Source organism: Nonomuraea sediminis (assembly GCF_018531495.1).
GTDB lineage: Bacteria > Actinomycetota > Actinomycetes > Streptosporangiales > Streptosporangiaceae > Nonomuraea > Nonomuraea sediminis.
Window position 1 is genome coordinate 93,160 of the sequence record NZ_JAHDTI010000022.1, and the last position, 24,221, is coordinate 117,380.

General features: G+C 69.5%; 28 protein-coding genes. 22 read left to right on the forward strand and 6 right to left on the reverse strand.

Annotation, left to right across the window (positions count from 1 at the left end):
* The first annotated feature begins 95 nt into the window (after nucleotides 1-95).
* The 7 genes from KIK09_RS53275 (at nucleotide 96) to hemL (ending at nucleotide 7,526) form a co-directional block, all read left to right on the forward strand.
* Entirely contained in the window at nucleotides 96-773 is a 678-nt protein-coding gene (locus KIK09_RS53275) for a redox-sensing transcriptional repressor Rex (protein ID WP_214327280.1), read from the forward strand.
* A complete protein-coding gene (locus tag KIK09_RS53280; protein ID WP_214327281.1) occupies nucleotides 770-2,044 on the forward strand; it encodes a glutamyl-tRNA reductase in 1,275 nt (424 codons plus the stop codon). Before KIK09_RS53275 ends, KIK09_RS53280 begins: the two co-directional genes overlap by 4 nt.
* The gene (gene hemC / locus KIK09_RS53285) at nucleotides 2,041-2,946 is read left to right on the forward strand and encodes a hydroxymethylbilane synthase (RefSeq protein WP_308164837.1); all 906 of its coding nucleotides are present in this window, start codon (nucleotides 2,041-2,043) and stop codon (nucleotides 2,944-2,946) included. Before KIK09_RS53280 ends, hemC begins: the two co-directional genes overlap by 4 nt.
* Nucleotides 2,943-4,490, forward strand: coding sequence for a bifunctional uroporphyrinogen-III C-methyltransferase/uroporphyrinogen-III synthase (locus KIK09_RS53290; RefSeq protein ID WP_250575271.1), 1,548 nt, complete (start codon nucleotides 2,943-2,945; stop codon nucleotides 4,488-4,490). The genes hemC and KIK09_RS53290 overlap by 4 nt, the downstream gene beginning before the upstream one ends.
* Entirely contained in the window at nucleotides 4,487-5,470 is a 984-nt protein-coding gene (hemB, locus tag KIK09_RS53295; protein WP_214327282.1) for a porphobilinogen synthase, read from the forward strand. The genes KIK09_RS53290 and hemB overlap by 4 nt, the downstream gene beginning before the upstream one ends.
* A gap of 125 nt (nucleotides 5,471-5,595) precedes the next feature.
* Nucleotides 5,596-6,219, forward strand: a complete 624-nt coding sequence (locus KIK09_RS53300) for a bifunctional DNA primase/polymerase (protein ID WP_214327283.1) — start codon at nucleotides 5,596-5,598, stop codon at nucleotides 6,217-6,219.
* 14 nt (nucleotides 6,220-6,233) lie between these two features.
* Nucleotides 6,234-7,526 carry a glutamate-1-semialdehyde 2,1-aminomutase gene (hemL, locus tag KIK09_RS53305; protein ID WP_214327284.1) on the forward strand — a complete coding sequence of 431 codons (1,293 nt, stop codon included), beginning with the start codon at nucleotides 6,234-6,236 and terminating at the stop codon, nucleotides 7,524-7,526.
* Here the strand turns inward: hemL and KIK09_RS53310 are convergent.
* A complete protein-coding gene (locus KIK09_RS53310) occupies nucleotides 7,516-8,418 on the reverse strand; it encodes an EamA family transporter (protein WP_214327285.1) in 903 nt (300 codons plus the stop codon). The two genes, hemL and KIK09_RS53310, sit on opposite strands and share 11 nt — an antisense overlap.
* 171 nt (nucleotides 8,419-8,589) lie before the next feature.
* On the opposite strand from KIK09_RS53310, the gene KIK09_RS53315 reads away from it, so the two are divergent.
* Nucleotides 8,590-9,510: a LysR family transcriptional regulator gene (locus KIK09_RS53315; RefSeq protein WP_214327286.1), complete on the forward strand. Its 921-nt coding sequence runs from the start codon at nucleotides 8,590-8,592 to the stop codon at nucleotides 9,508-9,510.
* Here KIK09_RS53315 and KIK09_RS53320 read toward each other — a convergent pair.
* Nucleotides 9,503-10,360: an EamA family transporter gene (locus tag KIK09_RS53320; protein ID WP_214327287.1), complete on the reverse strand. Its 858-nt coding sequence runs from the start codon at nucleotides 10,358-10,360 to the stop codon at nucleotides 9,503-9,505. The two genes, KIK09_RS53315 and KIK09_RS53320, sit on opposite strands and share 8 nt — an antisense overlap.
* Before the next feature lie 226 nt (nucleotides 10,361-10,586).
* Between KIK09_RS53320 and KIK09_RS53325 the strand changes: the two genes are divergently transcribed.
* The 5 genes from KIK09_RS53325 to ccsB all read left to right on the forward strand — a co-directional run bounded on the left by KIK09_RS53325 (nucleotide 10,587) and on the right by ccsB (nucleotide 15,094).
* Nucleotides 10,587-11,225 (forward strand): histidine phosphatase family protein, encoded by a 639-nt coding sequence (locus tag KIK09_RS53325; RefSeq protein WP_214327288.1) that lies wholly within the window; start codon nucleotides 10,587-10,589, stop codon nucleotides 11,223-11,225.
* Between the two features lie 88 nt (nucleotides 11,226-11,313).
* Nucleotides 11,314-11,880: a TlpA family protein disulfide reductase gene (locus KIK09_RS53330; RefSeq protein WP_308164838.1), complete on the forward strand. Its 567-nt coding sequence runs from the start codon at nucleotides 11,314-11,316 to the stop codon at nucleotides 11,878-11,880.
* On the forward strand, nucleotides 11,873-12,595 hold the full coding sequence (locus tag KIK09_RS53335) for a cytochrome c biogenesis CcdA family protein (protein ID WP_214327290.1): 723 nt from the start codon (nucleotides 11,873-11,875) through the stop codon (nucleotides 12,593-12,595). Before KIK09_RS53330 ends, KIK09_RS53335 begins: the two co-directional genes overlap by 8 nt.
* Complete coding sequence (resB, locus tag KIK09_RS53340; RefSeq protein WP_214327291.1) at nucleotides 12,595-14,157, forward strand: cytochrome c biogenesis protein ResB; 1,563 nt, start codon at nucleotides 12,595-12,597, stop codon at nucleotides 14,155-14,157. The genes KIK09_RS53335 and resB overlap by 1 nt, the downstream gene beginning before the upstream one ends.
* Nucleotides 14,147-15,094: a c-type cytochrome biogenesis protein CcsB gene (gene ccsB, locus KIK09_RS53345; protein ID WP_214327292.1), complete on the forward strand. Its 948-nt coding sequence runs from the start codon at nucleotides 14,147-14,149 to the stop codon at nucleotides 15,092-15,094. The genes resB and ccsB overlap by 11 nt, the downstream gene beginning before the upstream one ends.
* A 507-nt stretch (nucleotides 15,095-15,601) precedes the next feature.
* Here ccsB and KIK09_RS53350 read toward each other — a convergent pair.
* A complete protein-coding gene (locus tag KIK09_RS53350; protein WP_214327293.1) occupies nucleotides 15,602-15,892 on the reverse strand; it encodes a PLD nuclease N-terminal domain-containing protein in 291 nt (96 codons plus the stop codon).
* A gap of 123 nt (nucleotides 15,893-16,015) precedes the next feature.
* On the opposite strand from KIK09_RS53350, the gene KIK09_RS53355 reads away from it, so the two are divergent.
* Together KIK09_RS53355 and KIK09_RS53360 are read left to right on the forward strand one after the other, a co-directional pair.
* Nucleotides 16,016-16,921 (forward strand): hypothetical protein, encoded by a 906-nt coding sequence (locus tag KIK09_RS53355; protein WP_214327294.1) that lies wholly within the window; start codon nucleotides 16,016-16,018, stop codon nucleotides 16,919-16,921.
* 10 nt (nucleotides 16,922-16,931) lie between these two features.
* Entirely contained in the window at nucleotides 16,932-17,174 is a 243-nt protein-coding gene (locus KIK09_RS53360) for a hypothetical protein (RefSeq protein ID WP_214327295.1), read from the forward strand.
* A gap of 43 nt (nucleotides 17,175-17,217) precedes the next feature.
* Here the strand turns inward: KIK09_RS53360 and KIK09_RS53365 are convergent, their stop codons facing one another.
* The gene (locus KIK09_RS53365) at nucleotides 17,218-17,439 is read right to left on the reverse strand and encodes a BldC family transcriptional regulator (protein ID WP_214327296.1); all 222 of its coding nucleotides are present in this window, start codon (nucleotides 17,437-17,439) and stop codon (nucleotides 17,218-17,220) included.
* 256 nt (nucleotides 17,440-17,695) lie between these two features.
* Here KIK09_RS53365 and KIK09_RS53370 point away from each other — a divergent pair, with 256 nt between their 5' ends.
* Complete coding sequence (locus KIK09_RS53370; RefSeq protein WP_214327297.1) at nucleotides 17,696-17,914, forward strand: DUF4229 domain-containing protein; 219 nt, start codon at nucleotides 17,696-17,698, stop codon at nucleotides 17,912-17,914.
* Here the strand turns inward: KIK09_RS53370 and KIK09_RS53375 are convergent.
* The gene (locus KIK09_RS53375) at nucleotides 17,911-19,095 is read right to left on the reverse strand and encodes an NHL repeat-containing protein (RefSeq protein WP_214327298.1); all 1,185 of its coding nucleotides are present in this window, start codon (nucleotides 19,093-19,095) and stop codon (nucleotides 17,911-17,913) included. The genes KIK09_RS53370 and KIK09_RS53375 overlap by 4 nt on opposite strands.
* A gap of 78 nt (nucleotides 19,096-19,173) precedes the next feature.
* Here KIK09_RS53375 and KIK09_RS53380 point away from each other — a divergent pair, with 78 nt between their 5' ends.
* Nucleotides 19,174-19,890, forward strand: a complete 717-nt coding sequence (locus tag KIK09_RS53380) for a demethylmenaquinone methyltransferase (protein ID WP_214327299.1) — start codon at nucleotides 19,174-19,176, stop codon at nucleotides 19,888-19,890.
* Here KIK09_RS53380 and KIK09_RS53385 read toward each other — a convergent pair.
* Complete coding sequence (locus KIK09_RS53385; RefSeq protein WP_214327300.1) at nucleotides 19,877-20,551, reverse strand: hypothetical protein; 675 nt, start codon at nucleotides 20,549-20,551, stop codon at nucleotides 19,877-19,879. The genes KIK09_RS53380 and KIK09_RS53385 overlap by 14 nt on opposite strands.
* A gap of 283 nt (nucleotides 20,552-20,834) precedes the next feature.
* Between KIK09_RS53385 and KIK09_RS53390 the strand changes: the two genes are divergently transcribed.
* The 5 genes from KIK09_RS53390 (at nucleotide 20,835) to KIK09_RS53410 (ending at nucleotide 24,219) form a co-directional block, all read left to right on the forward strand.
* Nucleotides 20,835-21,710 carry a helix-turn-helix domain-containing protein gene (locus tag KIK09_RS53390; protein ID WP_214327301.1) on the forward strand — a complete coding sequence of 292 codons (876 nt, stop codon included), beginning with the start codon at nucleotides 20,835-20,837 and terminating at the stop codon, nucleotides 21,708-21,710.
* 55 nt (nucleotides 21,711-21,765) lie between these two features.
* A complete protein-coding gene (locus KIK09_RS53395; RefSeq protein WP_250575274.1) occupies nucleotides 21,766-21,969 on the forward strand; it encodes a DUF397 domain-containing protein in 204 nt (67 codons plus the stop codon).
* Nucleotides 21,970-22,103: 134 nt separating this feature from the next.
* The gene (locus KIK09_RS53400; protein WP_214327303.1) at nucleotides 22,104-22,310 is read left to right on the forward strand and encodes a DUF397 domain-containing protein; all 207 of its coding nucleotides are present in this window, start codon (nucleotides 22,104-22,106) and stop codon (nucleotides 22,308-22,310) included.
* A gap of 183 nt (nucleotides 22,311-22,493) precedes the next feature.
* Nucleotides 22,494-23,747 carry a geranylgeranyl reductase family protein gene (locus KIK09_RS53405; protein ID WP_214327304.1) on the forward strand — a complete coding sequence of 418 codons (1,254 nt, stop codon included), beginning with the start codon at nucleotides 22,494-22,496 and terminating at the stop codon, nucleotides 23,745-23,747.
* Between the two features lie 76 nt (nucleotides 23,748-23,823).
* On the forward strand, nucleotides 23,824-24,219 hold the full coding sequence (locus KIK09_RS53410; RefSeq protein WP_214327305.1) for an NADH-quinone oxidoreductase subunit A: 396 nt from the start codon (nucleotides 23,824-23,826) through the stop codon (nucleotides 24,217-24,219).
* Nucleotides 24,220-24,221: the final 2 nt, after the last annotated feature.

The following is a 24,221-nucleotide window of genomic DNA, read 5'->3' on the forward strand; positions in this document are numbered from 1 at the left end:
TACTTTGTGCATCGGTTCACAAAGGGATTAACCTGAAAGACGGTCCGATTACAACCAGCGGCTGGAAGGCCGCCCGTTCCCTGGAGCTCTGGCACGTGAAGAGCCCGTCCCGCCCCGGTGACCGAGGCATCCCCGAAGCCACGGTCGCACGGCTCCCGCTCTATCTGCGGGCGCTGCACGGGATGGCAGAGAGGGGCATCGCGACGGTCTCCTCGGAGGATCTGGCCGTAGCGGCCGGGGTCAACTCGGCCAAGCTCCGCAAAGACCTGTCCCACCTGGGCTCCTACGGCACCAGGGGCGTCGGCTACGACGTGGAGTACCTCGTCTACCAGATCTCCCGCGAACTCGGCCTCACCCAGGACTGGGCGGTGGCCATCGTCGGGGTCGGCAACCTCGGCCGCGCGCTGGCCAACTACGGCGGTTTCGTCTCCCGTGGCTTCCGCATCGCCGCCCTCGTGGATGCCGACCCCGAAGTCGTGGGCGACGACATAGCGGGGTTGAATGTGGAGCACATCGACGAACTGGAAGCCGTGATCAAACGGCGTGGAGTTTCGATCGTGGTTCTGGCGACACCGGCTGCGGCTGCACAGGAGGTCTGCGATCGCGTGGTCGCCGTAGGCGTGACCAGCATCCTGAACTTCGCCCCTGTTGTGCTTTCCGTGCCGGACAGCGTCGATGTCCGTAAAGTCGACCTATCAATTGAACTTCAGATCCTTGCGTTCCACGAGCAACGCAAAGGTGGGGGGCCACTTATGGCCGTGGACAGCCAATGAGCGTTCTGGCGATCGGACTCAGTCACAGGACCGCTCCCGTGGCCATGCTCGAGCGCGTCTCGGTGACGGGCGACACGCTGACCAAGCTCCTGCACGACGTGCAGCAGGACGCCTGCGTGGCGGAGGCGATGGTCGTCTCGACCTGTAACAGGGTCGAGATCTACGCCGCGGTCGAGCGTTTCCACGCCGCTGTGACGGCCGTCAGCCGCCTGCTGAGCGTCCACTCGGGTGTTCCCGTCGATGAGCTGACGCCGCACCTGTACGTCCACTACGAGGACCGCGCCGTGGAGCACCTGTTCTCCGTGGTGTGCGGCCTCGACTCGATGGTGGTCGGCGAGCAGCAGATCCTCGGGCAGGTCCGCCAGGCGCTCAAGCTGGGCCAGAAGCACGGCACGGTCGGCGCCACCCTCAACGAGCTGGTCCAGCAGGCACTGCGGGTCGGCAAGCGGGCCCAGACCGACACCGGCATCGACCGCGCGGGCGCCTCCCTGGTCACCGCCGGGCTCGCCCTGGCGGGCCCGCTGGAGGGCAAGCGCGCCCTGGTGGTGGGCGCCGGCGCGATGAGCTCGCTGGCCGTCGCCACGCTGGCCCGCGCCGGCGTCACCGACATCGTGGTCGCCAACCGCACCTACGACCGAGGCGTACGGCTGGCCGACTCGGTGGGCGGGCGCGCGGTCGAGTTCTCCGCCGTTCCCCGAGAACTGGCGGAGGCCGACCTGGTGATCAGCTGCACGGGCGCGGGCCGCCACGTGATCACCCCGGACATCGTGCACGACGGGGTCTTCCTGCTCGACCTGGCCATGCCGCACGACATCGACCCCTCGGTGCGTGAAGTGCCCGGCGTCACGCTGGTCGACCTGGAGGCGATCAGGGAGTCGGGCATCGGCTCGCGCGAGGGCGACGCCGTCGCCGCGGTGCGCGCGCTGGTGGCCGAGGAGCTGACCGCCTACCTGAACGCCGAGCGCGCCTCCCGCGTCACCCCCACGGTGGTGGCGTTGCGCAGCAAGGCCGCGGGAGTGGTGGAATCGGAGTTGGGGCGCCTGCTGATGCGGCTGCCCGAACTGGACGACAAGGTCCGCGACGAGGTCACCCAGACGGTCCAGCGCGTCGTCGACAAGCTGCTTCACGAGCCGACCGTGCGTGTCAAACAGCTCGCCACCTCGCCTGGAGGCGATCATTATGCGGAAGCTCTGCGTGAGCTGTTCGATCTCGCTCCGGACAGGCCGGAAGCCGTGACGACGCCCGAGGCCGTGAGGGAGGTGGAGCTGTGACGCTGCGGTTGGGGACGCGCAGGAGCCTGATGGCCACCACGCAGTCGCAGATGGTCGCCGACGCCTACACCGCGCGTACCGGCAGGGCGGTCGAGCTGGTGGGCATCACCACGTTCGGCGACGTCACCAAGGCTCAGCTGGCCCAGCTCGGCGGCACCGGGGTGTTCGTCAGCGCGCTGCGCGACAAGCTGATCGAGGGCGAGATCGACTTCGCCGTCCACTCGCTGAAGGACCTGCCCACCAAGCAGGACGACCGCTTCACGCTGGCCGCGATCCCGGCCAGGCACGACCACCGCGACGCGCTGGTCGGCCCGCACAAGCTCGCCGACCTGCCCGCGGGCGCCCGGGTCGGCACCGGCTCGCCGCGCCGCGTGGCGATGCTGCGGATGCTCAGGCCCGACCTGGAGTACGTCCCGATCCGCGGCAACGCCGACACGCGGATCGGCAAGGTCGCCTCGGGCGAGCTCGACGCCGTGGTGCTCGCCTCGGCCGGGCTGACCAGGATCGGCCGCGACGCCGAAGTGGCCCAGATTTTCGAGGTTGAGGAGCTTCTCCCGGCTCCCGGCCAGGGCGCGCTGGCCGTCGAATGTCTCAGTGGGCGCTCTGACCTGGTTGAATTCCTCAGCGTGCTCGACGACCCGCGGACCAGGTCCGCGGTCACCGCCGAGCGCGCAGTACTGTCCGCCCTCGAGGCGGGGTGTTCAGCTCCCGTGGGTGCTTTCGCCGTCGATGACGGGCAGACTTTGAACCTGACCGCCATGGTCGTCGCGCTCGACGGCCAGCAGGCGGTCCGCAAGTCCGCCGCCGGCTCTCCTTCGGACGCCGTCAATCTGGGCCGCCTGCTGGCGGGCGAGATGATCGCCGAAGGGGCCGACAGATTGATGGGGGAGCAATCCCATTGAGCGCCGATAGTCCAACCTCCGGTCTCGTCGCGTTCGTAGGTGGTGGTCCCGGAGACCCGAACCTGCTGACGCTCCGCGGTGCCGAGCTGCTCGCCAAGGCCGACGCCGTCGTCCTGGACGAGGAGCTGTACGGGCCGCTGCTGAAGCTGTGCCGCGAAGGCGTGGAGATCGCCTCCGACGACTTCGTGGCGCGCGCCAAGAACGGGCAGCTCGTCGTTCGCGTGTGCGAGGGCGACCCGATGCTGTTCTCCTCGATCACCGAGGAGGTCGCGGCCTGTGCCGCGGCGGAGGTGGACTTCGAGATCGTGCCCGGCGTCCCGCCGGCGACCGCGGTGCTCACCTACGCGGGCATCCCGCCGGCGACAGCCGTACCCGAGTTCAGGATCGTCGACGCCGCGCAGGAGCAGGACTGGGCCTCGCACGCGGCCTGCCCCGGCACGCTGGTGATCTACAACGGCATCGCCGAGGCGGTGGCGATCGGCAAGGCGCTGATCTCCGGTGGCAAGCCCGACACCACGCCCGTCGCCGTGAGCAGCGGCGGCACCACGACCGAGCAGTACACCGTGGTGTCCTCGCTCGGGCGGCTGCAGGCCGACCTCAAGCACGCCGGCTTCACCGAGCCCGCGCTGATCGTCGTGGGCGACGTGGTGGGGCTGCGCGACAAGTTGTCGTGGTTCGAGACCAAGCCGCTGTTCGGCTGGCGGGTGCTGGTGCCGCGCACCAAGGAGCAGTCGGCGTCGCTGTCGGAGCAGCTGGTCTCCTACGGCGCGGTGCCGGAGGAGGTGCCGACGATCTCCGTCGAGCCGCCGCGCACGCCGCAGCAGATGGACCGCGCGATCAAGGGCCTGGTCACAGGCCGCTACGAGTGGGTCGCCTTCACCAGCGCCAACGCGGTCAAGGCCGTGCGCGAGAAGTTCGAGGAGTACGGGCTTGACGCGCGTGCCTTCGCCGGGCTGAAGGTGGCCGCCGTGGGCGATGCCACCGCGCGGGCGCTGGTCGAGTTCGGCGTCAAGCCCGACCTGCTGCCCTCGGGCGAGCAGTCCTCCGAGGGTCTGGTGGCCGAGTGGCCGCCCTACGACTCGATGCTCGACCCGATCAACCGGGTGCTGCTGCCGCGCGCCGACATCTCCACCGACACGCTGGTGGCCGGGCTCACCGAGCTGGGCTGGGAGTGCGACGACGTGACCGCCTACCGCACCGTGCGCGCGGCGCCGCCGCCCGCGCCGGTCCGCGAGGCGATCAAGGGCGGCGGGTTCGACGCGGTGCTGTTCACCTCGTCCTCGACCGTGCGGAACCTGGTCGGCATCGCGGGCAAGCCGCACAACGTCACCGTGATCGCGGTCATCGGCCCGCAGACCGCCAAGACCGCCGAGGAGTTCGGCCTGCGGGTCGATGTCATGGCGGACAAACCTTCGGCTTCGGCCCTGGCCGCCGCGCTGTCGGAGTACGGTGCCAAGCAGCGGCAGGCGGCCCTGGCGGCCGGCGACACGCCGCGTAAGCCCTCGCAGAACCGCCGGGGCGCCCGTAGGAGGGGAGTCAAGTGAGCGCCGAGTTTCCCGTCGCGAGGCCGCGCCGGCTGCGCCGTACGCCCGCCATGAGGCGGATGGTGGCCGGCACCAGGCTGCACGCCGCGGACCTGATCCTGCCCATGTTCGTCAAAGAGGGCCTTTCCGAGCCCTCGCCCGTGAGCTCGATGCCGGGCGTGTACCAGCACACGCGCGACTCGCTGCGCAAGGCCGCTCATGAGGCGGCGTCGGCGGGCGTCGGCGGCGTGATGCTGTTCGGCATCCCGCAGGCCAAGGACGCGCGCGGGTCGGCCGCCGACGATCCCGACGGGATCCTGCAGCAGGCGCTGCGCGACGTGGTGGCCGAGGTGGGCGACGCGCTGGTCGTGGGCGCCGACACCTGCCTGGACGAGTTCACCGACCACGGGCACTGCGGGATCCTGACCGAGGCCGGCGAGGTGGACAACGACGCCACGCTGGAGCGCTACGCCTCGATGGCCGTCGCCCAGGCCGCGGCCGGGTCCCAGCTGATCGCGCCCAGCGGGATGATGGACGGCCAGGTGGGCGTGATCCGGTCGGCGCTGGACGTCGCCGGTTACGGAAATGTACCGATTTTGGCGTATTCGGCGAAGTACGCGTCGGCCTTCTTCGGGCCGTTCCGCGAGGCTGCCGAGTGCGCGCCGCAGTTCGGCGACCGCAGCTCCCACCAGCAGGACCCGGCAGGGCCGCTGGAGGAGGCGCTGCGCGAGGTGCGGCTCGACCTCGCCGAGGGCGCCGACCTCGTGATGGTCAAGCCCGCCATGTCCTACCTGGACATCATCCGCCAGTTCAGGGACAACGTGGACGTGCCGGTGGCCGCCTACCAGGTCAGCGGCGAGTACGCGATGGTCGAGGCCGCCGCCGCCAACGGCTGGGTCGACCGTGACCGCATGATCATGGAGTCGCTCGTGTCGATCAAGCGGGCCGGAGCCGACCTGATCCTCACGTACTGGGCGACCGAGGTGGCGCGCCGTCTGTAACCGGGGGGATTCCCGCTCAGCCCTGTGGCCTGTGCGTTAGAGTGAGATGACAAGTGCTGGTGTGTCCCGCGTGTGCGGATGGCCCAGGGATCGCCTCGCGCACTTGGACATCGACGGGAGACACCATGGTGGGGGTACCGCTCGCTCGGCGTACCAGAAAACGGGCACGGCCGACACGGATCGACTCCGTGCTGGAGTATGCCGCTCTGGGCTGGCTGAGCGTCCCCGGTGCCCATCCGCTGCGCCACGGCTCGCGCGCCTGTTCGTGTGACCGGCTCGGCTGTCCGGACCCGGGCGCGCATCCGCTGTCGCCCGCCTGGCAGTTGCAGGCCACGACGGACGCCACCCAGCTCATGCGCTGGTGGCAGGCCGAGCCGGAGGCCAATGTGATTCTCCCCACGGGCCGCGTCTTCGATGTCTTCGATGTACCGGTGGCCCAAGGGCTCGAGGCCATCAACCAGATTCCCGAGGCTCATCAGGGCCCGGTCGCCGTCAACGGCGACCGGGCCCTGTTCTTTGTGGCCACCCGCGGCAACCCCGAGGACGAGGACGAGTGGTGGTCCTGCCAACTCGACTGCGACCCGGCCGGCATCGACGCCTCGCCGGGGCTGCGCTGGCACTGCCGCGACAGCTACGTGCTCGCCCCGCCCTCCCTGCTGCCCTCCGGTCAGGCGGTGTCCTGGCTGCGCGGGCCTGACGGGCGCCCGCTGCCGGATCCCGTGCGGCTGCTTGAGTGGCTGGTGGCCTGAGTACGCTTGAGGCCGTGAGCCCTACAGACAAGTCCGAGGAACTGTTCGCGCGTGCCCAGGCCGTCGTGCCGGGCGGGGTCAATTCGCCCGTGCGGGCCTTCGGGGCGGTCGGCGGGACGCCGCGCTTCATGGTCTCCGGGCAGGGCCCCTACATCACCGACGCCGACGGCAACCGCTACGTCGACCTCGTCTGCTCGTGGGGGCCGATGATCCTGGGCCACCGCCACCCCGCGGTGGTGTCCGCGGTCGAGGAAGCCGTCGCCCACGGCTTCTCGTACGGCACGGCCACACCGGGAGAGGTCGAGCTGGCCGAGGAGATCGTCGGCCGGGTCGCCCCCGTGGACAGGCTCCGCCTGGTCAGCTCGGGCACCGAGGCCACGATGAGCGCGGTACGGCTGGCCCGCGGCTTCACCGGGCGCTCCAAGGTCGTCAAGTTCGCCGGGTGCTACCACGGCCACGTCGACGCGCTGCTGGCCTCGGCGGGCTCCGGCGTGGTGACGTTCGGGCTGCCGGACACCCCCGGCGTGACGGGCGCGTCGGCGGCCGACACGATCGTGCTGCCCTACAACTCCGTCGAGGCGGTGGAGGAGGCGTTCGCCTCGTCCGAGATCGCCTGCGTGATCACCGAGGCGTGCCCGGCGAACATGGGCGTGGTGCCGCCCGCGCCCGGGTTCAACCAGTTCCTGCGGGACATCACCGCGCGCAACGGCGCGCTGCTGATCATCGACGAGGTGCTGACCGGATTCCGCGTGTCCTCCGCGGGCTGGTACGGGCTCGACCCCGTGGACGCCGACCTGATGACCTTCGGCAAGGTCATGGGCGGCGGTCTGCCCGCCGCGGCCTTCGGCGGCCGCGCGGACGTGATGGCCTACCTGGCCCCCGCCGGCCCGGTCTACCAGGCGGGCACGCTGTCGGGTAACCCGCTGGCCTGTGCCGCGGGCCTGGCCACGCTGCGCAACCTGGACGCCCCGGCCTACGAGCGGGTGGACGCCGCCGCCTCGGCCGTCGGCCGCGCCGCCTCGGAGGCGCTGTCGGCCGCGGGGGTCCCGCACCGCCTGCAGACGGCGGGCAGCCTGTTCTCGATCTTCTTCACCGACGGGCCCGTCACGAACTTCGACCAGGCCAGGACGCAGAACACGGCCGCCTTCACGGCCTTCTTCCACGCGATGCTGGACCAGGGCGTCTACCTGCCGCCGTCGGCGTACGAGGCCTGGTTCCTGTCGGCGAGCCACGACGACGAGGCGCTCAACCGCATCGCCGACGCGCTGCCCGCCGCGGCCAAGGCGGCCGCCGAAGTCAGCGGCTGAGCGCGGGCTCGGGCTGGGGGACCGCCTTGCGGCCGCGGGTGTTGGTGTACAGGACGCCCGCGACGATGAGGACGGCGGCGCCGAGCTTGAGCCAGGAGATCGGCTCGCCGGTGACCAGCGCGGCCGAGGACATGCCGAACACCGGCACGAGGAGCGTGTAGGGCGCCACGGTCGAGGCGTCGTAGCGGCGCAGCAGCCAGCCCCAGAGGCCGAAGCCGCCCAGCGTGGAGATGAAGGCCACGTACACCAGCGACAGCCAGCCCTCCGCCGAGGCGGGCGAGATGAGCGTGGCGAGCGTGGGGACGCCCTCGAGCGTCAGCGAAAGCAGCAGGAGGGGAGGCGCCGACAAGGCGCTGACCCACACCATGAAGCGCAGCGAGTCGGGCGGCGCCGCCTTGCGCTGGGCGACGTTGCCCAGTCCCCAGGCGGCCGCGGCGGCCACGCACAGCGCGAAGGCCACGACCGGCGCGGCGGCGTGGCTGGTGAGGGTGAAGTCGACGGCCACGAGGGCCAGCCCGCAGAACGCGACGGCCAGACCGGCGACGCGGCGGGCCGAGAGGCGCTCACCCAGGAGCGTCACCGCGAACACGACGGTGAACAGGGCCTGGATCTGCAGGACGAGAGAGGTGAGCCCGGCGGGCATCCCGGCCCGCATGCCCACCAGGAGCAGGCCGAACTGGCCGACTCCGATGGTCGCCGCCACCGCGAACACCCACCGCCACGCCACCCCTGGCCGTCCCACGAACAACAGCGCGGGGAACGCGGCCAGGGTGAAGCGGAGTCCTGCGTAGAGCAGGGGCGGGAAGTGGCGGAGGCCGGCCTGCATCACGACGAAGTTGAAGCCCCACACCGCCGCCAGGCCGACGGCCAGTGCCAGGTGGCGGGGTCTCACTTCTTGCGGCGGTTGCGCTGCTCGCGGGCCTGGTCGGCGAGGACCTTCAGGTAGGAGGTGGTGTCGGACTGCTTCTTGATCGCCTTAACGTTTCGCATGCATATATTTTCTATCGCTACACATTCCAGCACAAGCGAGACTTTCTACGCTAAACACTTTAGACTGGCTTACATGTTGGACCTGAATCGCCTCAAGGCACTGCACGCCGTGCACGTCTACGGATCCGTGGGCGCCGCGGCCGACGCGCTCACGGTGACCCCGTCGGCCGTCTCGCAGCAGATCGCCAAGCTTGAGCGGGAGATGGGCGCCAGGCTCGTCGAACGCAACGGGCGCGGTGTCCGGCTGACGGACGCGGCGGGCCTGCTCGCCGAGCACGCCGAGCGGATCCTCGCCCTGGTCGAGACCGCCGAGGCCGACTTCGAGGCGCACCGCGGCGAGGTCGTGGGCCGGCTCAACGTCTCGGCGTTCCCCACTGCGGCCCGCGGCATCATGCCCGCCGCCCTGACGGCCCTGCGGGGCGACCACCCCGACCTGTGGGTGCAGCTCACCGAGCGCGAGCCGGAGCGGGTCGTGCGCGAGGTCGCCAGGGGCGAGCTCGACCTGGGCATCGTGCAGGACTGGCTGGACCGGCCGATGGCGATGCCCGAGGGCCTGTCGAAGTCGGTGCTGCTCGACGACGTGGCCGACGTGATCGTGCCCGCCGACCACCCGCTGGCCGGCAGCAGGGAGATCGAGCTGGCCCAGCTGCACGGCGAGCGGTGGATCAGCTCCTCGCCCGGCACGGTCTGCCACGACTGGCTGGTCTTCACGCTGCGCGGCGCCGACCTGGAGCCGGAGATCGCCTGCATGGCCGACGAGTACCCGACCCAGCTGGCCCTGGTCGCCGCCGGGCTCGGCTGCGCGATCATCCCGCGGCTCGGGCGCGACCACGTGCCCGCGGGGGCCAGGGTGATCCCGATCCGGCCGCGCAAGACCAGGCGCATCTACGCCATCTGGCGGACCGACGCCGCCCGGCGCCCCGCGATCAGGGCCGTCGTCGAGGCGCTCGCCGACGCCAGCCGTAGCCAGGAGAACGCCTGGGCGGTCAGCTGAGCGCGATGGCCACCACGCCGCCGAGGATCACCCCGGCGGCCAGCAGGCGGCGGCGCAGGTCGCCCTCGGCCAGCAGCCGCCCGCCGAGCACGACCGCGATCAGCACGCTGACCTCCCGCGCCGGCGCCACCACGCTGATGGGGGCCATCGTGAAGGCGAACAGCACCAGCAGGTACGACAGCGGGATGAGGACGGCCGCGCCGAGCACCCTGTAGCGGTGCTCGCGCCAGATCTCCCCGATCCGCGCCCGCCGGGACCCGCCGAGCACGACCGGGGTCAGCGTGAGCGCGCGGCCGGCCTCGCCCAGGTAGTTCAGCACCATCGGCGGGATGGCCAGCGCCCCGACCACATGCGCGTCCCACACCGTGTACCCGGCGATGAACACGCCGGTGGCCAGCCCGAACGCCAGCCCCTTGACGTCGCGGCCACCGCCGCCGCTCATCATGAACACGCCCACCCCGACCAGCACGATCCCCGCCACGCCCGCGGGCCCCGGGTGCTCGTGCAGGAACAGGACCGCGACCAGGCTGGCCAGCATCGGCCCCGTGCCGCGCGCGACGGGATAGACCATCGACAGGTCACCGTGGCCGTAGCCGCGCTGGAGCAGCACGAAGTACCCCAGGTGCAGCGTCAGGCTCCCGCAGACCACCGCCACCTCCCCCCACGTCACGGGAGTCCCGGTGATCAGCAGGAAGCCGGCGAACACCGGCCCCCACATCACGGAGGAGGCCACGGCCACCAGCCAGAGGAAGACGATGCCGTCGGCCTGCGAGGCCTTCTTGCTCAGCAGGTTCCACGAGGCGTGGGCGACGGCGGCGACGAGAATGAGGACGAGAGCCCAGGGGTTCACCGGGGCGACTCCTTCCGGACAGGCGGACAGGAGCCTCCAGGCTTTTGTCCCGTCAGCTGTACGGCTCTCGCGGTCGAGGCCGGGGCGCCGCTCGGACCTGGCGTCCGCGGAAACGCGGATTCGGAACCCTAGGCGCGGTCGACCCCGACTTTACCCGCGGGCGACTTTCCGGGCGACACCGCACCCGCCTATGCGGCCCATCGAAAGAGCTAGGCTGTGCCACACCATGGCTGAAACGACCGTCGTCCACCTGCTGCGCCACGGTGAGGTGCACAATCCCGCCGGCGTCCTGTACGGCAGGCTGCCCGGATACCACCTGTCCGAGACCGGCAAGCTGATGGCGGAGACGGTCGCCAAGGCGGTGGCCGATCGCGACATCGTCGCCCTCTACAGCTCGCCGCTGGAACGCGCCCGTGAGACCGCGGCGCCCATCGCCACCACGCTGAACCTGGAGATCCAGCCGGACGAGCGGCTGGTCGAGGCCGACAACATGCTCCAGGGCCGCACAGTCGGCCAGGGGCTCGGCATCCTGCGCAACCCCCGCAACTACCGCCACTTCTGGAACCCGCTGCGCCCGTCGTGGGGCGAGCCGTACACGCGCATCGTCCGGCGGATGCGCAGCGTGATCGACGACGCCCGCGCGGCCGCCAGGGGGCACGAGGCGGTCCTGGTCAGCCACCAGCTGCCGATCTGGACGATCAGGATGGCGGCCGAGGGCAGGCGGCTCTGGCACGACCCGCGGCGCAGGCAGTGCGGCCTGGCCAGCCTGACCACGTTCACCTTCGACGGCGAGCGTCTCGTCAGCGTCGGCTACAGCGAGCCGGCGGGGTCTCTGTCGCGCGGACCGTCCGTTCCCGGGGCATAAGCGGGGCGCCGCCCCAATGGCGAAGGCGCGCGATCCCGCCGGTAGAGTTACAAGCTCTACCGGTTGTAGTACAAGGAGATCATCCTCCGTGCGCGCGACGTCCCTCTCTCTCGTCCTGCTTGCCGCGCTCGCCGCCGGTTGCGCGGGCAACCAGGGTGGCCAGCCGCAGGCCGGCGACACCCGCTTCGTCGCAGGTGACGGGACGATGCAGGTCTTCGCGGCAGCCGACCGCAAGAGCGCGCCCGCGGTCGAGGGCGCCACGCTCGACGGCTCGACGGCGTCGCTGGCCGCGCACAAGGGCAAGGTCGTCGTGCTCAACTTCTGGGCGTCGTGGTGCGGGCCGTGCCGGGGCGAGGCGCCGACGCTGAAGGACGTGGCCGCCAAGACCAAGTCCAGCGGGGTGGAGTTCCTCGGCGTCGACTTCAAGGACCGCAAGGCCGACGCGCAGGCCTTCGAGCGCACCGAGCAGACCGGATACCCGAGCATCTTCGACCAGCCGGGCAAGGTCGCGCTGTCCTTCCAGGGCACCGTGCCGCCCGCGGCGATCCCGTCCACGCTGATCATCGACAAGCAGGGCCGGATCGCGGCCAGGGCGCTCGGCGCCGTCAAGTACAGCGACCTGATGAGCACGGTGACCAAGGTCCGCGATGAATGACGTGGTCGCCTCGGGCTCGCTGCTGCTCGCCGTGCCGATAGCGGTGCTGGCCGGGGTGGTCTCGTTCCTGTCGCCGTGCGTGCTGCCGCTGGTGCCCGGCTACCTGTCGTACGTGACGGGCATGAGCGCCGATCCGCGGCGCGGGCGGCTCGTGCTGGGCACCGTGCTGTTCGTGTCCGGGTTCGCGGCCGTGTTCGTGCTCAGCGGCGCGCTGTTCGGCGGGCTCGGCTCGGTGCTGCTCGGCAACGCCGAGATCATCACCCGGGTGCTCGGCGTGCTGACCATCGTGCTCGGGCTGGCCTTCCTCGGCGTGATCCCTGGGCTGATGCGCGACGTGCGCATCCACCGGCTGCCCGCCGCGGGCCTGGCCGGCGCGCCGCTGCTCGGCGTGGTGTTCGGCCTGGGCTGGACGCCGTGCATCGGGCCCACGCTGGCCGTCGTGCTCGGCCTCGGGCTGAACGAGGGCAGCGCCTCCCGCGGCGCGCTGCTGGCCGTGGCCTACGCGCTCGGGCTCGGGCTGCCGTTCGTGGTGGCGGCGCTGGCCTATACCAAGGCACTGGCGACCTTCCGCGTCGTACGCAAGCATTCCCGGCTCATCACCAGGATCGGCGGCGGCATGATGGTCGCCGTGGGCATCCTGCTGGTGACCGGCCTGTGGGGAGAGATGATCGCCACACTCCAGGGATTCATCGGCGGATTCAGGCCGGTGATCTGATGACGGTGGACGAGCTGCAGAAGGCGCAGGAGTCACCCAGGCCGATCCCGATCGGGCTGGTGGGCTGGCTGCGGTGGGGGTGGCGCACGCTCACCGCGATGAAGACGGCGCTGATCCTGCTGTTCCTGTTCGCGCTGGCCGCCATTCCCGGCTCGCTGCTGCCGCAGCGCAGCGTCGTGCCCGACCAGGTCGCCACGTTCTACCAGAACAATCCGACGCTGGCCCAGTGGTACGACCGCTTCCAGCTCTTCGACGTCTTCACCTCCGTCTGGTTCGCCGCGATCTACCTGCTGCTGTTCACCTCGCTGGTCGGCTGCATCGTGCCGCGCACCGCGACGTACCTGCGCGAGCTGCGCCGCCGCCCGCCCGCGGCGCCGCGGCAGCTGTCACGCCTACCCCATTACGCCGAAATTTCGGGGAATCTGACGGTCGATGAGGCCGCCAAGCGCCTGCGCAAGCTGCGCTTCCGCGTCGAGGTCGGCGACGGCTGGGTCTCGGGCGAGAAGGGCTACCTGCGCGAGACGGGCAACCTGCTCTTCCACATCGCCCTGCTCGGCCTGATCGTCGCCGTCGGCATCGGCTCCCTGTACGGCTACCGCGGCAACGTGCTCGTGGCCGAGGGCGACGGCTTCGCCAACACCGTCGCCGCCTACGACCGCTTCATGCCGGGCCGGCAGGTGTCGGCGGAGTCGCTGGAGCCGTTCTCGTTCACGCTGACTGACTTCAAGGCCTCCTACCAGGTCGCGGGGGAGAAGAAGGGGCAGGAGCTCGACTACTCCGCCTACCTGAAGGTCACCGACAAGCCGGGGGCACCCGAGCACGACTACGACCTGAAGGTGAACGAGCCGCTGGAGGTCGGCGGCACCCAGACCTACCTGATCGGCCACGGCTACGCGCCCGAGTTCAAGGTCACCGACGGCAAGGGCCAGGTCGCCTTCGAGGGTCCTGTGCCGTGCCTCATCGAGATCAAGGCCACGCTCACGTCCGGATGCGTGGTCAAGGCGCCGGACGCGCAGCCCCAGCAGCTGGGATTCCTGCTGCGCTTCCTGCCCACCGCCGTACCGCTGACCGACGGCACCTACGCCTCGGCCTTCCCCGGCGAGCTCCAGCCGGGCGTGCAGGTCCTGGGGGCCTTCTCCGGTGACCTGGGCGTGCGTTCCGGCAAGCCGCAGTCGGTCTACGAGCTGGCCCCGCCCGACGTCCTGCGCAAGATGAAGCCGCTGGTGATGGGCAAGGACGTGCCCAAGCCGCTGTCGGTGGGGGACAAGCTGCCCCTGCCCGGCGGCGCCGGCACGCTGGAGTTCACCGGGGTCAAGGAGTGGATGACGCTCCAGGTCACCTACGATCCGGGGCGCATCCCCGCGCTCCTGGCCGCCGCCCTCGCCACGGTCTCCATCGCCCTGTCGCTCATGATCCGCCGCCGCCGAGTCTTCGTGCGCGTGCGTGACGGCAAGGCGGAGGCGGGCGGCCTGACCCGCACCGAGGGCTCCGCGGCGGGCTTCGCTGAGGAGTTCGCCGACATCGTCAACGTCCTATCAGCAGGAGACAAGGATGCCCGCTGACCAACTCGCCAGGATCAGCGACCTCCTCGTGGTCGCCGCCGTCCTGCTCTATCTGTTCGCCATGATCGCGTTCGCCCTCGAGTTGGCCTTCGGGCGGGCCAGGGCGGAGTCCGCGCGCAAGCCGGCTCGCGTGCCCGTGCCGGTCGGTGCTTCGGGGGTTCCCGCATCCGACGACTCCGAGAACGTCGTGACCGGGCCGGAACCGCCGAGGTGGGCGCCCGCCGCCGGGCGCATCGCCCTGGCACTGGGCTGGCTCGGCTGGGCGGCGAACCTGAGCGCCATCATCACCCGCGGCCTCTCGGTCGACCGGTGGCCGTGGGGCAACATGTACGAGTTCGTGGTCGCCATCTGCTTCGCCGCCGTGACCGCGTTCCTCGGTACCCAGATCCGGCAGAACGTGCGCTTCCTCGGCCCGTTCGTCATGGTCACCTCGGCGCTCGGCCTCGGCTTCGCCGTCAAGTTCCTCTACACCGCCGCCGGGCCCGTCGTGCCCGCGCTCAACTCCTACTGGGTCGCCATCCACGTCACGGCGGCGATCCTGTCCAGCGGGCTGTTCATCGTGGCGGGCGTGTGCGGCATCCTCTACCTGGTCCGCGGCGACGGTCTGTCGCGCCTGCCCACCAAGGCCGACCTGGAGCGCGTCGCCCACCGGCTCATCGTGCTGGCCTTCCCCGTCTGGACCTTCGCGGTCATCGCCGGCGCCCTCTGGGCGGACAAGGCGTGGGGCCGCTACTGGGGCTGGGACCCCAAGGAGGTCTGGGCCTTCATCACCTGGGTCGGCTACGCGGCCTACCTGCACGCCCGCGTCACGGCCGGCTGGCGCGGCCGCGCCGCCACGATCGTCCAGCTGATCGCCTTCGCCTGCCTGCTGTTCAACCTGGTCGGCGTCAACATCTTCATCAGCGGCCTCCACAGCTATGCCGATGTGAGTCCCTGACCCTTTCCTGCTCTCTTACGGCAAGCCCAGCCACCCGCGACCCGCCGCACGTGGCTGGGCTCCGTCATTTCCACGCCACTCCAGCGGCGCCGCCACCTCGCCGTGACGTCGCGCCCGAACCCGCCCGAGACCTCCCACCTCGGGCGCCGTCCACCTGCGCCGACCCCCACCGCACACCTCCCCGCCGCCCCGGCGCTCAGGGGACCCGTTGCGGACTCAGGTGCCCAGAGACGGTGGGCGCGACGAGGGCATCAAGGACCGTGCGCGGGACTCGGCCGCCGACGCTCGTGGCCGAGCCGGGTGCACACGGATCGTGGCTGAGCCGGGTGCGCACGGATCGTGGCGGAGGTGGGGGCGCCAGGGGTGGGAAAGGGGTTCCGTGCGCCGTGGCGGCGAGCAACCCCGTACGTCATGCGTGTCGTCCGGCACTTATGTGAGCCCGGTACGGCGGGGGGCGGTTGGTGGCTCGCCGTACAAGAAGAGGCCCTGAAAAGGAGAGAAGAAGAGTTAGTGGTCGTCGTCGCGGAGGCGGCGGTCTAGTTCGCGGAGGAAGTCGGGGTCGTCGTCGGGCCCCTTGGGGACGGGCCGGACTGGGGGGACGGGCCAGGGCTCGCGGACGTCGCGGGGGCGGCCGCGCATGAGCCAGATGATGCCGCCGAGCAGCGGCACCAGCGCGACCGTCAGGATCCAGACGCTCTTTGGTACGTTCCTGACCTCGTCCTCCGGGGTGGTGATGACGTCGAACAGCGAGTACAGCCAGAAGGCCAGCAGAGCCAGGCCGATAACGACACCTGCCATGCCCGAACTGTAAGTCATTCGCGTCGTGATCGTGCTTTACCGATGTCCTGTTTCGGGTGACTGCTGAAGATCTGCGACGTACCGTGGAACGGGTCCAGGGGCGGGATGGCGCTGAGGGGTGCGATGGCGTTTTCTAGCGACAAGGGCCGCCATCGGCGGGGTCGTTGGTGGCGGCGCGGGTCGTACCTCTTCTCCCGGCGCAACGAGGCGCAGGCCGACGCCGACCGGTCGTTCTGGGCGGACGAGCGCCCCAAACAGCGGCCTGCCGAGCGGCGCAGGCCCTGGCCCGGCGAGCTGCCCGAGCGGACGAACCGCGCCGAGCGGCTGTCGGCCTCGGTGATGGACCGCCCGCAGTACACCTGGCAGGACTTCGAGCTGGACGACGTCCCGCCGCGCGCGCAGCCGAACAGGCCGGAGGCGCCGGCGCGGGGCGACGGCTTACGCCACTGCGGCAAGCTGGAACGGATCCTGCACCGCCAGTGGGACGCCCGCTACGGCCCGCCCTCGGCCGACGCCGTCCGCGCCGTGGAGAGCCTGGCCAGGCTGCCTGACAGGCTGAAGGACATGCTCGCTGCGGGCCTGGAGGGTATCTACGTGGGCGCGGGAGGCGTCCCGGACCTTGACGACATGGGCTACCTGCGCGGCGCCCCACTGCCCTCTGGGAGGGCTACGTGGGACATCTGCGCGGGAGCCTACGGCGACAGGAAGATCGTGGTGGGCGACCGTCCCTCGCCCACGCCGGACGTGATGATGCACGAGGTGGGCCATGCCGTCGACGACCTCGACTCGGCCCACGGCGACTGGGTTTCGGACACACCGGAGTTCGTGGCACTCTACGAGCAGGTCACGCCTCTGCTGGCCTCGGCCTTCCACCGGCAGGGCGGCGGGCTGGGGCGCAAGGAGTTCTTCGCGGACGCCTTCGCCGCGATCGTCTCGCGGCAGCGTCCCGCGCTGGTCGACATGCTGGGTGGTGACACACGGATGGCGCTCAACGTCATGCTGTTCTTCAACCGGCGCTACGGAATCTAGGTGATCAGCCATGTACGTGATCCGGCTCGCTGACGGGACCCTGCGCGTGCCGGAGAGCTTGACCAGCGAAGACGGGCGCCTACTCGGGAACGCGTACGTGGAACTGGCGCCCGGCGACCCCGGCTACGAGCAGTGGCTGGCGGAGTCGATCACCGAGGAGGAGGCGGAGGAGCGCCGCCGCCGATGGCAGGCGGACAACGACGAGCTGGAACGGGAGTTCCTGGCATTCAAGGCGCAGCAGGATGACGCATGACGTAGGCCGGTGATCCGAACGAGGACCACCGACCGGTGGAACGTCACACGCGCGGGGACTCGCCTGCCGACCTCTCGGCCGTAAGGACGTCCTCGCCGCGGAGAAGGGCGTGCACTTCCGACTCGCGGAACCGCCGATGCCCTCCGGGGGTGCGGATACTGCTGATGCGGCCTGCCGCAGCCCAGCGTGTAACCGTCTTTGGGTCTACCCGGAAGAGGGCGGCAACCTCTCCTGGGGTCAGCAGACGCTCGCTGCTACTCTCCACCAATCTCTCCCCCTCGCATCCCGCTTCCTGCCAGCGGGCGGACAGGTAACCAGTGTGTCGAGCGAAGCCTGATTTATCCGTGGTTTTCTACAAAGATCACGGGTTGTTATCAGCTGACTGCCCGATTGTTATATGATAGAGCCTCTTTGGGGCTCTCGTGGGTGTTTCTTTACGAAACTCCCTGACTGGGAACAGTAGCAGCGCTCGCGCCTGATGCGAAGAGCGCCCCGAACGCCTCGGCGAGTAATCTCGACCTGTGCATCCAGTTCTCGTTTACACCGCGTCGCGGATCGGTCTGCTGATCGTGACACTCGGTGTTCTCTACCTGCTCGGCCTGCAAAACTGGCTGCTGCTGATCGTGGTGTCGTTCGTGATCAGCGGCATAGCCAGCTATGTCCTGCTGTCCAAGCAGCGAGACGCCGTAAGTAGACGCATCAGCGACAAGGTCGACCGGCCGAAGCCCAACGACCACTAGGGCAGGGGGAACATGCCAAGACGGGCATGGTACTCCCGTCCGAGTCGCGTTGTGTCGCTACCTACCAGTAGCCCGCCGCTGTACGCCAAAAAGGCTTTGACGCCGATGCCTCGCTCGCGTCCGGGATTCCAGGCGAGCGCCTTTCCCGTCCGCGGGTCGATCGCCGCGATGCCCTCCCGTGGCACCGCCCCCGGCCCCGCGGAGTCGTGGCCGAGCGGATTGTTCATCCAGCGCTGGTGCCCTCCGACGTACACCGCCGCGCCGGTGGCGCTGACCGCGTAGAGCGAGTCGCCACCCGTCTTGTTGACCCACGTCGGCGCGATCCGCTGACCCTTGGCATAGGTCTCGAACCTGACCGCGCTGTCGCACAGCCGATTGCCGCCACGCGGCCCGCCCGTGCTGACCACGACGAAGTAGCGCCCGTCGGGTGACAGGTCCAGCCCGCGCACGTAAGACGGGAACGTGTCCATGCACGTCGGGACGTAGGCCTCCGTGCGCCAGTCGGCGACCTTGCCCGTGCCCGTGTCGATCACGCCGAGCTGTGGCCTGGACCTGCCGTCGAGCGTGGTGAAGCTGCCGTCGACGACGAGCCGGTCGCCGCTCACCGCCAGCGCGTAGACCTTGGCCCTGGGCGTCAGCGGCGCGCCCGGCGTCACCGTGAAGCGCGGATCGGCCGCGCCCGTCGTGGCGTCCAGCCGCGCCAGCGCCGTGCGCGGCCGCGTGAAGTCGCCCCCGGCGTACAGCTGCGAACCGCGCCGGGCGAGCGTGGTGACCATCCCGCCGCCGATCCTCGGTTCGAAGCCGGGTACGGCGGAGCCGTCCGTGAGGCTCAGCCGGGTCAGCGAGCCGGAGAAGTCGCCGCCCACGTAGACGGTGCCACCGGGGCCGGCGGTCAGGCCGTACACAGGACCGTCGAGGTCGGGCTCGAAGCCGGTCAGGATCCGGCCGGTGGCCAGGTCGAAGGCGAACAGGTTCTCGCGGTCGAACACGGTCGTCCGCGAGGGGTCGGCCACTTCGGTGAAGGAGCCGCCGACCACGACGGTGCCGCCGACCAGCGCGATGGCGTTGACGATGCCGTCGAGAACATGAGGGGTGAAGTCCACCGGGTCGGCCGAGACGACGCGCTGCTGCGCGACGGGGGCCAGGGCGATGATCGCCGCGAGGGTGACACGGGCAAACATCCGCCAAGTTCTAGCAGACTCTCGGTAATGACGCGGCTACTTTCCGTTGATTGTGTGGATAGCCCTAGGCTTGGGGGTATGACGCGCGCTCAGCTGGACAAGCAGCCACACGAGGTCGCCGCGATGTTCGATCGCACGGCCCGGCGGTACGACCTGGTCAATGACGTGATCTCGCTGGGTCAGGTGCGGTTGTGGCGCAAGGCGACGGCCGCCGCGGTCGACGCCGGTCCCGGCGAAGTGGTGCTGGACCTGGGCGCGGGCACGGGGACGTCGACCGACAGCTTCACCGAGTTCGGCGCCAGGGCGATCGCCTCGGATTTCTCGCTCGGCATGCTGAGGACGGGGGTGGTCCGCCACGGCGGCAACTCGCTGACCGGGCCCGGCATCCCGTTCGTGGCGGGTGACGCGCTGCGGTTGCCGTTCGCCGACGACGCGTTCGACGCGGTGACGATCTCGGTGGCGCTGCGCAACGTGCACGACATCGGGCAGGCGCTGCGCGAGATGCTCAGGGTGACCAGGCCGGGCGGCCGCCTGGTGATCCTGGAGTTCTCGCACGTCACGGTGAAGGCCTTCGACGTGGTCTACCGCGAGTACCTGATGCGCCTGCTGCCGCAGGTGGCCAAGGTGTTCGGCTCCAACGACGACTCCTACGCCTACCTGGCCGAGTCCATCAGGGACTGGCCCGACCAGCCGACGCTCGCCCGCACGATCCAGGAGGCCGGCTGGGAGCGGGTCGCCTGGCGCAACCTCACGCTCGGCATCGTGGCGCTCCACCGGGCCTTCAAGCCCGAATGAGCTCCATGGTGAGCAGGTGCGGCCAGCGGTAGTGCGGGAAGATCCGCACCTCCCGGGCGAAGCAGGCGACCTTGATCTCGGGGATGTAGTCCTCGAACAGCTCCACGCTCATCCCCGACCGCAGCCAGATCAGCATCACCACGCCCTCGCGCGTGCCGCTCGTCCGGACGACCAGCGGCAGCCTGCCCGCCGCCGTCCGCAACGAGGTCCGCAGGCACAGCCCCTGGAACCTGTGCCGCACGACCAGCCGCCCCACCAGCCGTTTCAGCGGCGGCACGGCGGCGCCCGCCAGCGCGGACGTGCCGCCCACTATCGCGGCGGCCTGCGGCCCGATCCAGTCCACCAGCGCGATCGCGACCACCGGTACGGCGAGCTCGATCCGCCACCGCCACAGCATCCCGACGAACGCGACGAGATCCCGCGCCCGCGGGATCCGTGGATGGTTGCGCGGGAAGCCGTCCCCGGCGATGAACCGGTTCGGCGGCTCCGACCCGCCTCCTGCTCCTTCGGCGCGCGGGAGGGCGGGAAGGTCGTCGAAGCGGGGATCGCGGTAGCGCCGCCCGCCCCATGACCCCCTGTCGACCTGCCAGCCGCGCTTGCGGGCGAACGCGTCGTCCCTCCGCCAGATCCTGGCGTCGACCTGAGCTCCCAACTGCCTCATGGTGTGGTTCATACGCGGCTCCGATGTCCTGTCAGGTTCGCTGACGTGGGGTGCTGCGGACCCTGGGCATCGTTGCTCAGAGCCGATGTCTCATCTCGGCTTCATCGCTTGCCTGCCTGTGGGTGTGGCGGGCTACTCTCAGGATGTGCCGGAGAAAGGCCCCGCGCAATTCCCGCAGGGATGAGTAGAGGGACTCTTTCTGGGACGAAACATGCTCTTCCCGGCGAGGATTGCCACCGACGAGGAGTGGGCATACTCTCCAGGTTTCGCGAGAGGAGAACGGGTGATCGCCGAAGGCAGCCCGACACTCCGCCGCCGCAAGCTCGCCGCCGAGCTCCGGCGGCTACGCGAGGATGCGGGGCTGAACGGCGTCCAGGTGTCCAAGGCCCTGCGCTGGTCCACCTCCAAGATCTCCCGCATGGAGAACGGGCAGGTGGCCCCCAGTGCCCGGGACGTCGCCAGACTGCTCAAGCACTACGAGATCGAAGGCGACCTCGCGGCCTCGCTGCTCGGCCTGGTCCAGCCCGACAGCGCCAAGGGCTGGTGGGACTCCTACGCCGACGTGCTCGGCGAGACGGTGCTCGAGCTGATCGGCCTCGAGGCGGGCGCGACGCGGATCAGGACCTGGCACGCCGTGATGATCCCCGGGTTGCTGCAGACCCGCGCCTATGCCGATCAGATCGGCTACAACTACCAGTCAATGGAGATCATCTCGCCGCGCAAGGTGGAACGGCGGACCGATGTGCGGATGCGCCGCCAGCGCAGGATCGCCGGGGAGAATCCGCTCGTCTTCGAGGCGGTTCTCGATGAGTCGGTGCTTCGCCGCCGATTCGGCCGCAGTGACTCCGAACTCATGACCCAGCAGCTGCGGCAGCTGGTCAAGCTGAGCGAACTGCCGAACGTCTCGATCCAGATCCTCAAGCTCGACCAGTCGCATCCCACCGACGTCAACAACTTCATCGTGCTGAGCTTTCCCTCGGTGCCGGTGCTCGGTCCGCTGTCGAGCGACGTGGTCTACTCCGAGAACTATCCCCACTACACCCTCACCGAGGATCCGGAGAACGCCTACCAGTACTCCGTGGTCTTCGACCTGCTCACGGAGGCCGCGCTCGACGTCGACGCCTCCAGGGACTACATGGCGTCGCTGGCCGGGATGTAGCAATCCTGATTTTTCGGGGAATTCCACTAGGAGTTCCCCCCGAATGAGGATGCTCATGATCAGGTGGCGAAAGAGCAGTAGGAGCAATGGAGCCGGCGAGTGCGTCGAGGTCGCCCGCCTCGAGGACGGCACTGTTGCGGTGCGTCACTCCCGTGACCCCGAGGGTCCGAAGCTGGTGTTCACCCGCCAGGAATGGGCGGCCTTTCTGGGCGGTGTGCACGACAACGAATTTGAGCTCTCGGCGCTCGACGCCGAGTAGGCGATCATAGGTTACACTCAGTAGTGTCCAGATCGCATGGCGTGATCTTTCTCGTGATCGTTCTGTGCTGGGCAATTCAAGCCGACAGTGCGAGGATTCCATCCTCGAACCGCGCAGCACCTTGAAGGGGAACCATGCCTGGACCCGCCGCGACCTCGGACGGATGGCGCAAGAGCAGCTTCAGCCAGGGCGCGGGCGAGTGCGTGGAGTTTGCCAGGGCGGCCTCGGGCGAGATTCTGATTCGGGACTCCAAGAATCCGGGTGGGCCCATGCTGAGCTTCACCACGGGTGAGTGGCGAGCCTTCCTTGCAGGGGTTCGTAACAGCGAGTTCGAAGTTTGAGTCAGTGGTGCCAGGTCCTCCGTCCGATACGGGGGGCCTTATCTGTGCCTGGAGCCCGACCCCGGCTGCCACTTTGTCCTGGAAAAGCGCTAGACTGCGGCCCGACAAGTTTGTGAAGGGGTTCACAAAGGAACGAAGGCGCCACACCCCGAGGCCTTCGAGCGTGTAGGGCAGGACAGTCCAGTGACCGTGCCAGCAGCCACACAGGCTGACGCCGACGTCATCGTCGTCGGCGCCGGTCCCGCAGGTTCCGCAACCGCCTTTTATCTCGCCCAGGCCGGGCTGGATGTGCTGGTCCTGGAGAAGACCAGCTTCCCCAGGGAGAAGGTCTGCGGCGACGGGTTGACCCCCAGGGCCGTCAAGCAGTTGCTCAACATGGGCATCGACATCGACGCCCCGGGCTGGATCAGGAACAAGGGGCTGCGGGTCGTCGGCGGAGGGCACCGCTTCGACCTCGACTGGCCCAAGCTCGACCGCTTCCCCGACTTCGGCCTGGTGCGCCCGCGCAAGGACTTCGACGAGGTCATCGCCGCCAACGCCGTCAAGAACGGCGTGCGGCTGATGGAGAACGTCACCGTCACCAGCCCGATCCTGGACGACCGCAGCGGCCACATCGTGGGCGTGACCACCAAGGACGGGCGCGAGTTCCGCAGCCGCCTGGTCGTCGCCGCCGACGGGAACAGCACCAGGCTGGCCCTGGGCATGGGCCTGCACAAGCGGGAAGACCGCCCGATGGGCGTGGCCGTGCGGACCTACTACGAGAGCCCGCGCCACGACGACGACTACCTGGAGATCTGGCTCGAGCTGTGGGCCGAGGACCAGTTGCTGCCCGGGTACGGGTGGGTGTTCGGCGTCGGCGACGGCACCGCCAACGTCGGGCTCGGGCTGCTCAACACCAGCGCCCGCTTCAAGAACGTGGACTACCGCGACCTGCTGCGCCGGTGGACCAAGAACATGCCCGCCGACTGGGGGTTCACCGAGGAGAACATGACGACGCCGATCCGCGGCGCCGCCCTCCCGATGGCCTTCAACAGGCAGCCGCACTACACGCGCGGCCTGGTGCTGGTGGGCGACTCCGGCGGCGCGATCAACCCGTTCAACGGCGAAGGCATCGCCTACGCCATGGAAACCGGCGAGATCGCGGCGGAGGTCATCGCCAAGGCGTTGCGGGCGAGCACGCCCGCGCAACGAGAACGCATTCTGCGGACATATCCTCAAGTGCTGAAAGACGCCTACGGCGGCTACTTCACTCTCGGCAGGATGTTCGTCGAGGCGATCGGGAGGCCGGGGGTGATGAGCTTCGGCACGCGGCATGGTCTGCCTCATCCGAGGCTGATGCGCTTCGCGCTGAAGCTCCTTGGTAATCTCACCGACCGGCGAGGCGATGCGTCGGACAGGATCATCAACGCTCTCTCGAAGGTCGCCCCACCAGCATGAATGTCATAAACACCAGGCAAACTTATAGCTCAGACTGCGCGCCCTCGCGCGTGGCGATGCAAGAGGAGGCGTAGCGATGGACCTGTACGTGCCCATCCTGGTGCTCGCCGTTCTCGCCGGGGGCTTCGCGATCTTCTCGGTCGCCATCGCCCCTTTCACCGGTCCCAAGCGCTGGAACCGCGCCAAGCTTGACGCCTACGAATGCGGCATCGAGCCGACGCCCCAGCCTGTCGGTGGCGGACGGTTCCCGCTGAAATACATGATCACCGCGATGCTCTTCATCGTGTTCGACATCGAGATCATCTTCCTCTACCCGTGGGCGGTCTCCTTCGCCCCGCTCAAGAACGACGCCGGCAGCGTGATCTCCTCCGGCCTCGGGATCTTCGCGCTTGTCGAGATGCTGCTGTTCATCGCCACCGTGCTCGTGGCCTACGCGTACGTGTGGCGCCGCAAGGGTCTGGACTGGGACTGAAA

What these genes read in the sequence shown, in the direction of transcription:
- KIK09_RS53280 (WP_214327281.1), top strand. Translation starts at nt 770, where the DNA reads ATGAGCGTTCTGGCGATCGGACTCAGTCACAGGACCGCTCCCGTGGCC.
- KIK09_RS53300 (WP_214327283.1), top strand. Translation starts at nt 5,596, where the DNA reads ATGGTGGGGGTACCGCTCGCTCGGCGTACCAGAAAACGGGCACGGCCG.
- KIK09_RS53315 (WP_214327286.1), top strand. Translation starts at nt 8,590, where the DNA reads ATGTTGGACCTGAATCGCCTCAAGGCACTGCACGCCGTGCACGTCTAC.
- KIK09_RS53325 (WP_214327288.1), top strand. Translation starts at nt 10,587, where the DNA reads ATGGCTGAAACGACCGTCGTCCACCTGCTGCGCCACGGTGAGGTGCAC.
- KIK09_RS53335 (WP_214327290.1), top strand. Translation starts at nt 11,873, where the DNA reads ATGAATGACGTGGTCGCCTCGGGCTCGCTGCTGCTCGCCGTGCCGATA.
- resB (WP_214327291.1), top strand. Translation starts at nt 12,595, where the DNA reads ATGACGGTGGACGAGCTGCAGAAGGCGCAGGAGTCACCCAGGCCGATC.
- ccsB (WP_214327292.1), top strand. Translation starts at nt 14,147, where the DNA reads ATGCCCGCTGACCAACTCGCCAGGATCAGCGACCTCCTCGTGGTCGCC.
- KIK09_RS53350 (WP_214327293.1), bottom strand. Translation starts at nt 15,892, where the DNA reads ATGGCAGGTGTCGTTATCGGCCTGGCTCTGCTGGCCTTCTGGCTGTAC.
- KIK09_RS53355 (WP_214327294.1), top strand. Translation starts at nt 16,016, where the DNA reads ATGGCGTTTTCTAGCGACAAGGGCCGCCATCGGCGGGGTCGTTGGTGG.
- KIK09_RS53360 (WP_214327295.1), top strand. Translation starts at nt 16,932, where the DNA reads ATGTACGTGATCCGGCTCGCTGACGGGACCCTGCGCGTGCCGGAGAGC.
- KIK09_RS53375 (WP_214327298.1), bottom strand. Translation starts at nt 19,095, where the DNA reads ATGTTTGCCCGTGTCACCCTCGCGGCGATCATCGCCCTGGCCCCCGTC.
- KIK09_RS53380 (WP_214327299.1), top strand. Translation starts at nt 19,174, where the DNA reads ATGACGCGCGCTCAGCTGGACAAGCAGCCACACGAGGTCGCCGCGATG.
- KIK09_RS53385 (WP_214327300.1), bottom strand. Translation starts at nt 20,551, where the DNA reads ATGAGGCAGTTGGGAGCTCAGGTCGACGCCAGGATCTGGCGGAGGGAC.
- KIK09_RS53395 (WP_250575274.1), top strand. Translation starts at nt 21,766, where the DNA reads ATGATCAGGTGGCGAAAGAGCAGTAGGAGCAATGGAGCCGGCGAGTGC.
- KIK09_RS53400 (WP_214327303.1), top strand. Translation starts at nt 22,104, where the DNA reads ATGCCTGGACCCGCCGCGACCTCGGACGGATGGCGCAAGAGCAGCTTC.
- KIK09_RS53410 (WP_214327305.1), top strand. Translation starts at nt 23,824, where the DNA reads ATGGACCTGTACGTGCCCATCCTGGTGCTCGCCGTTCTCGCCGGGGGC.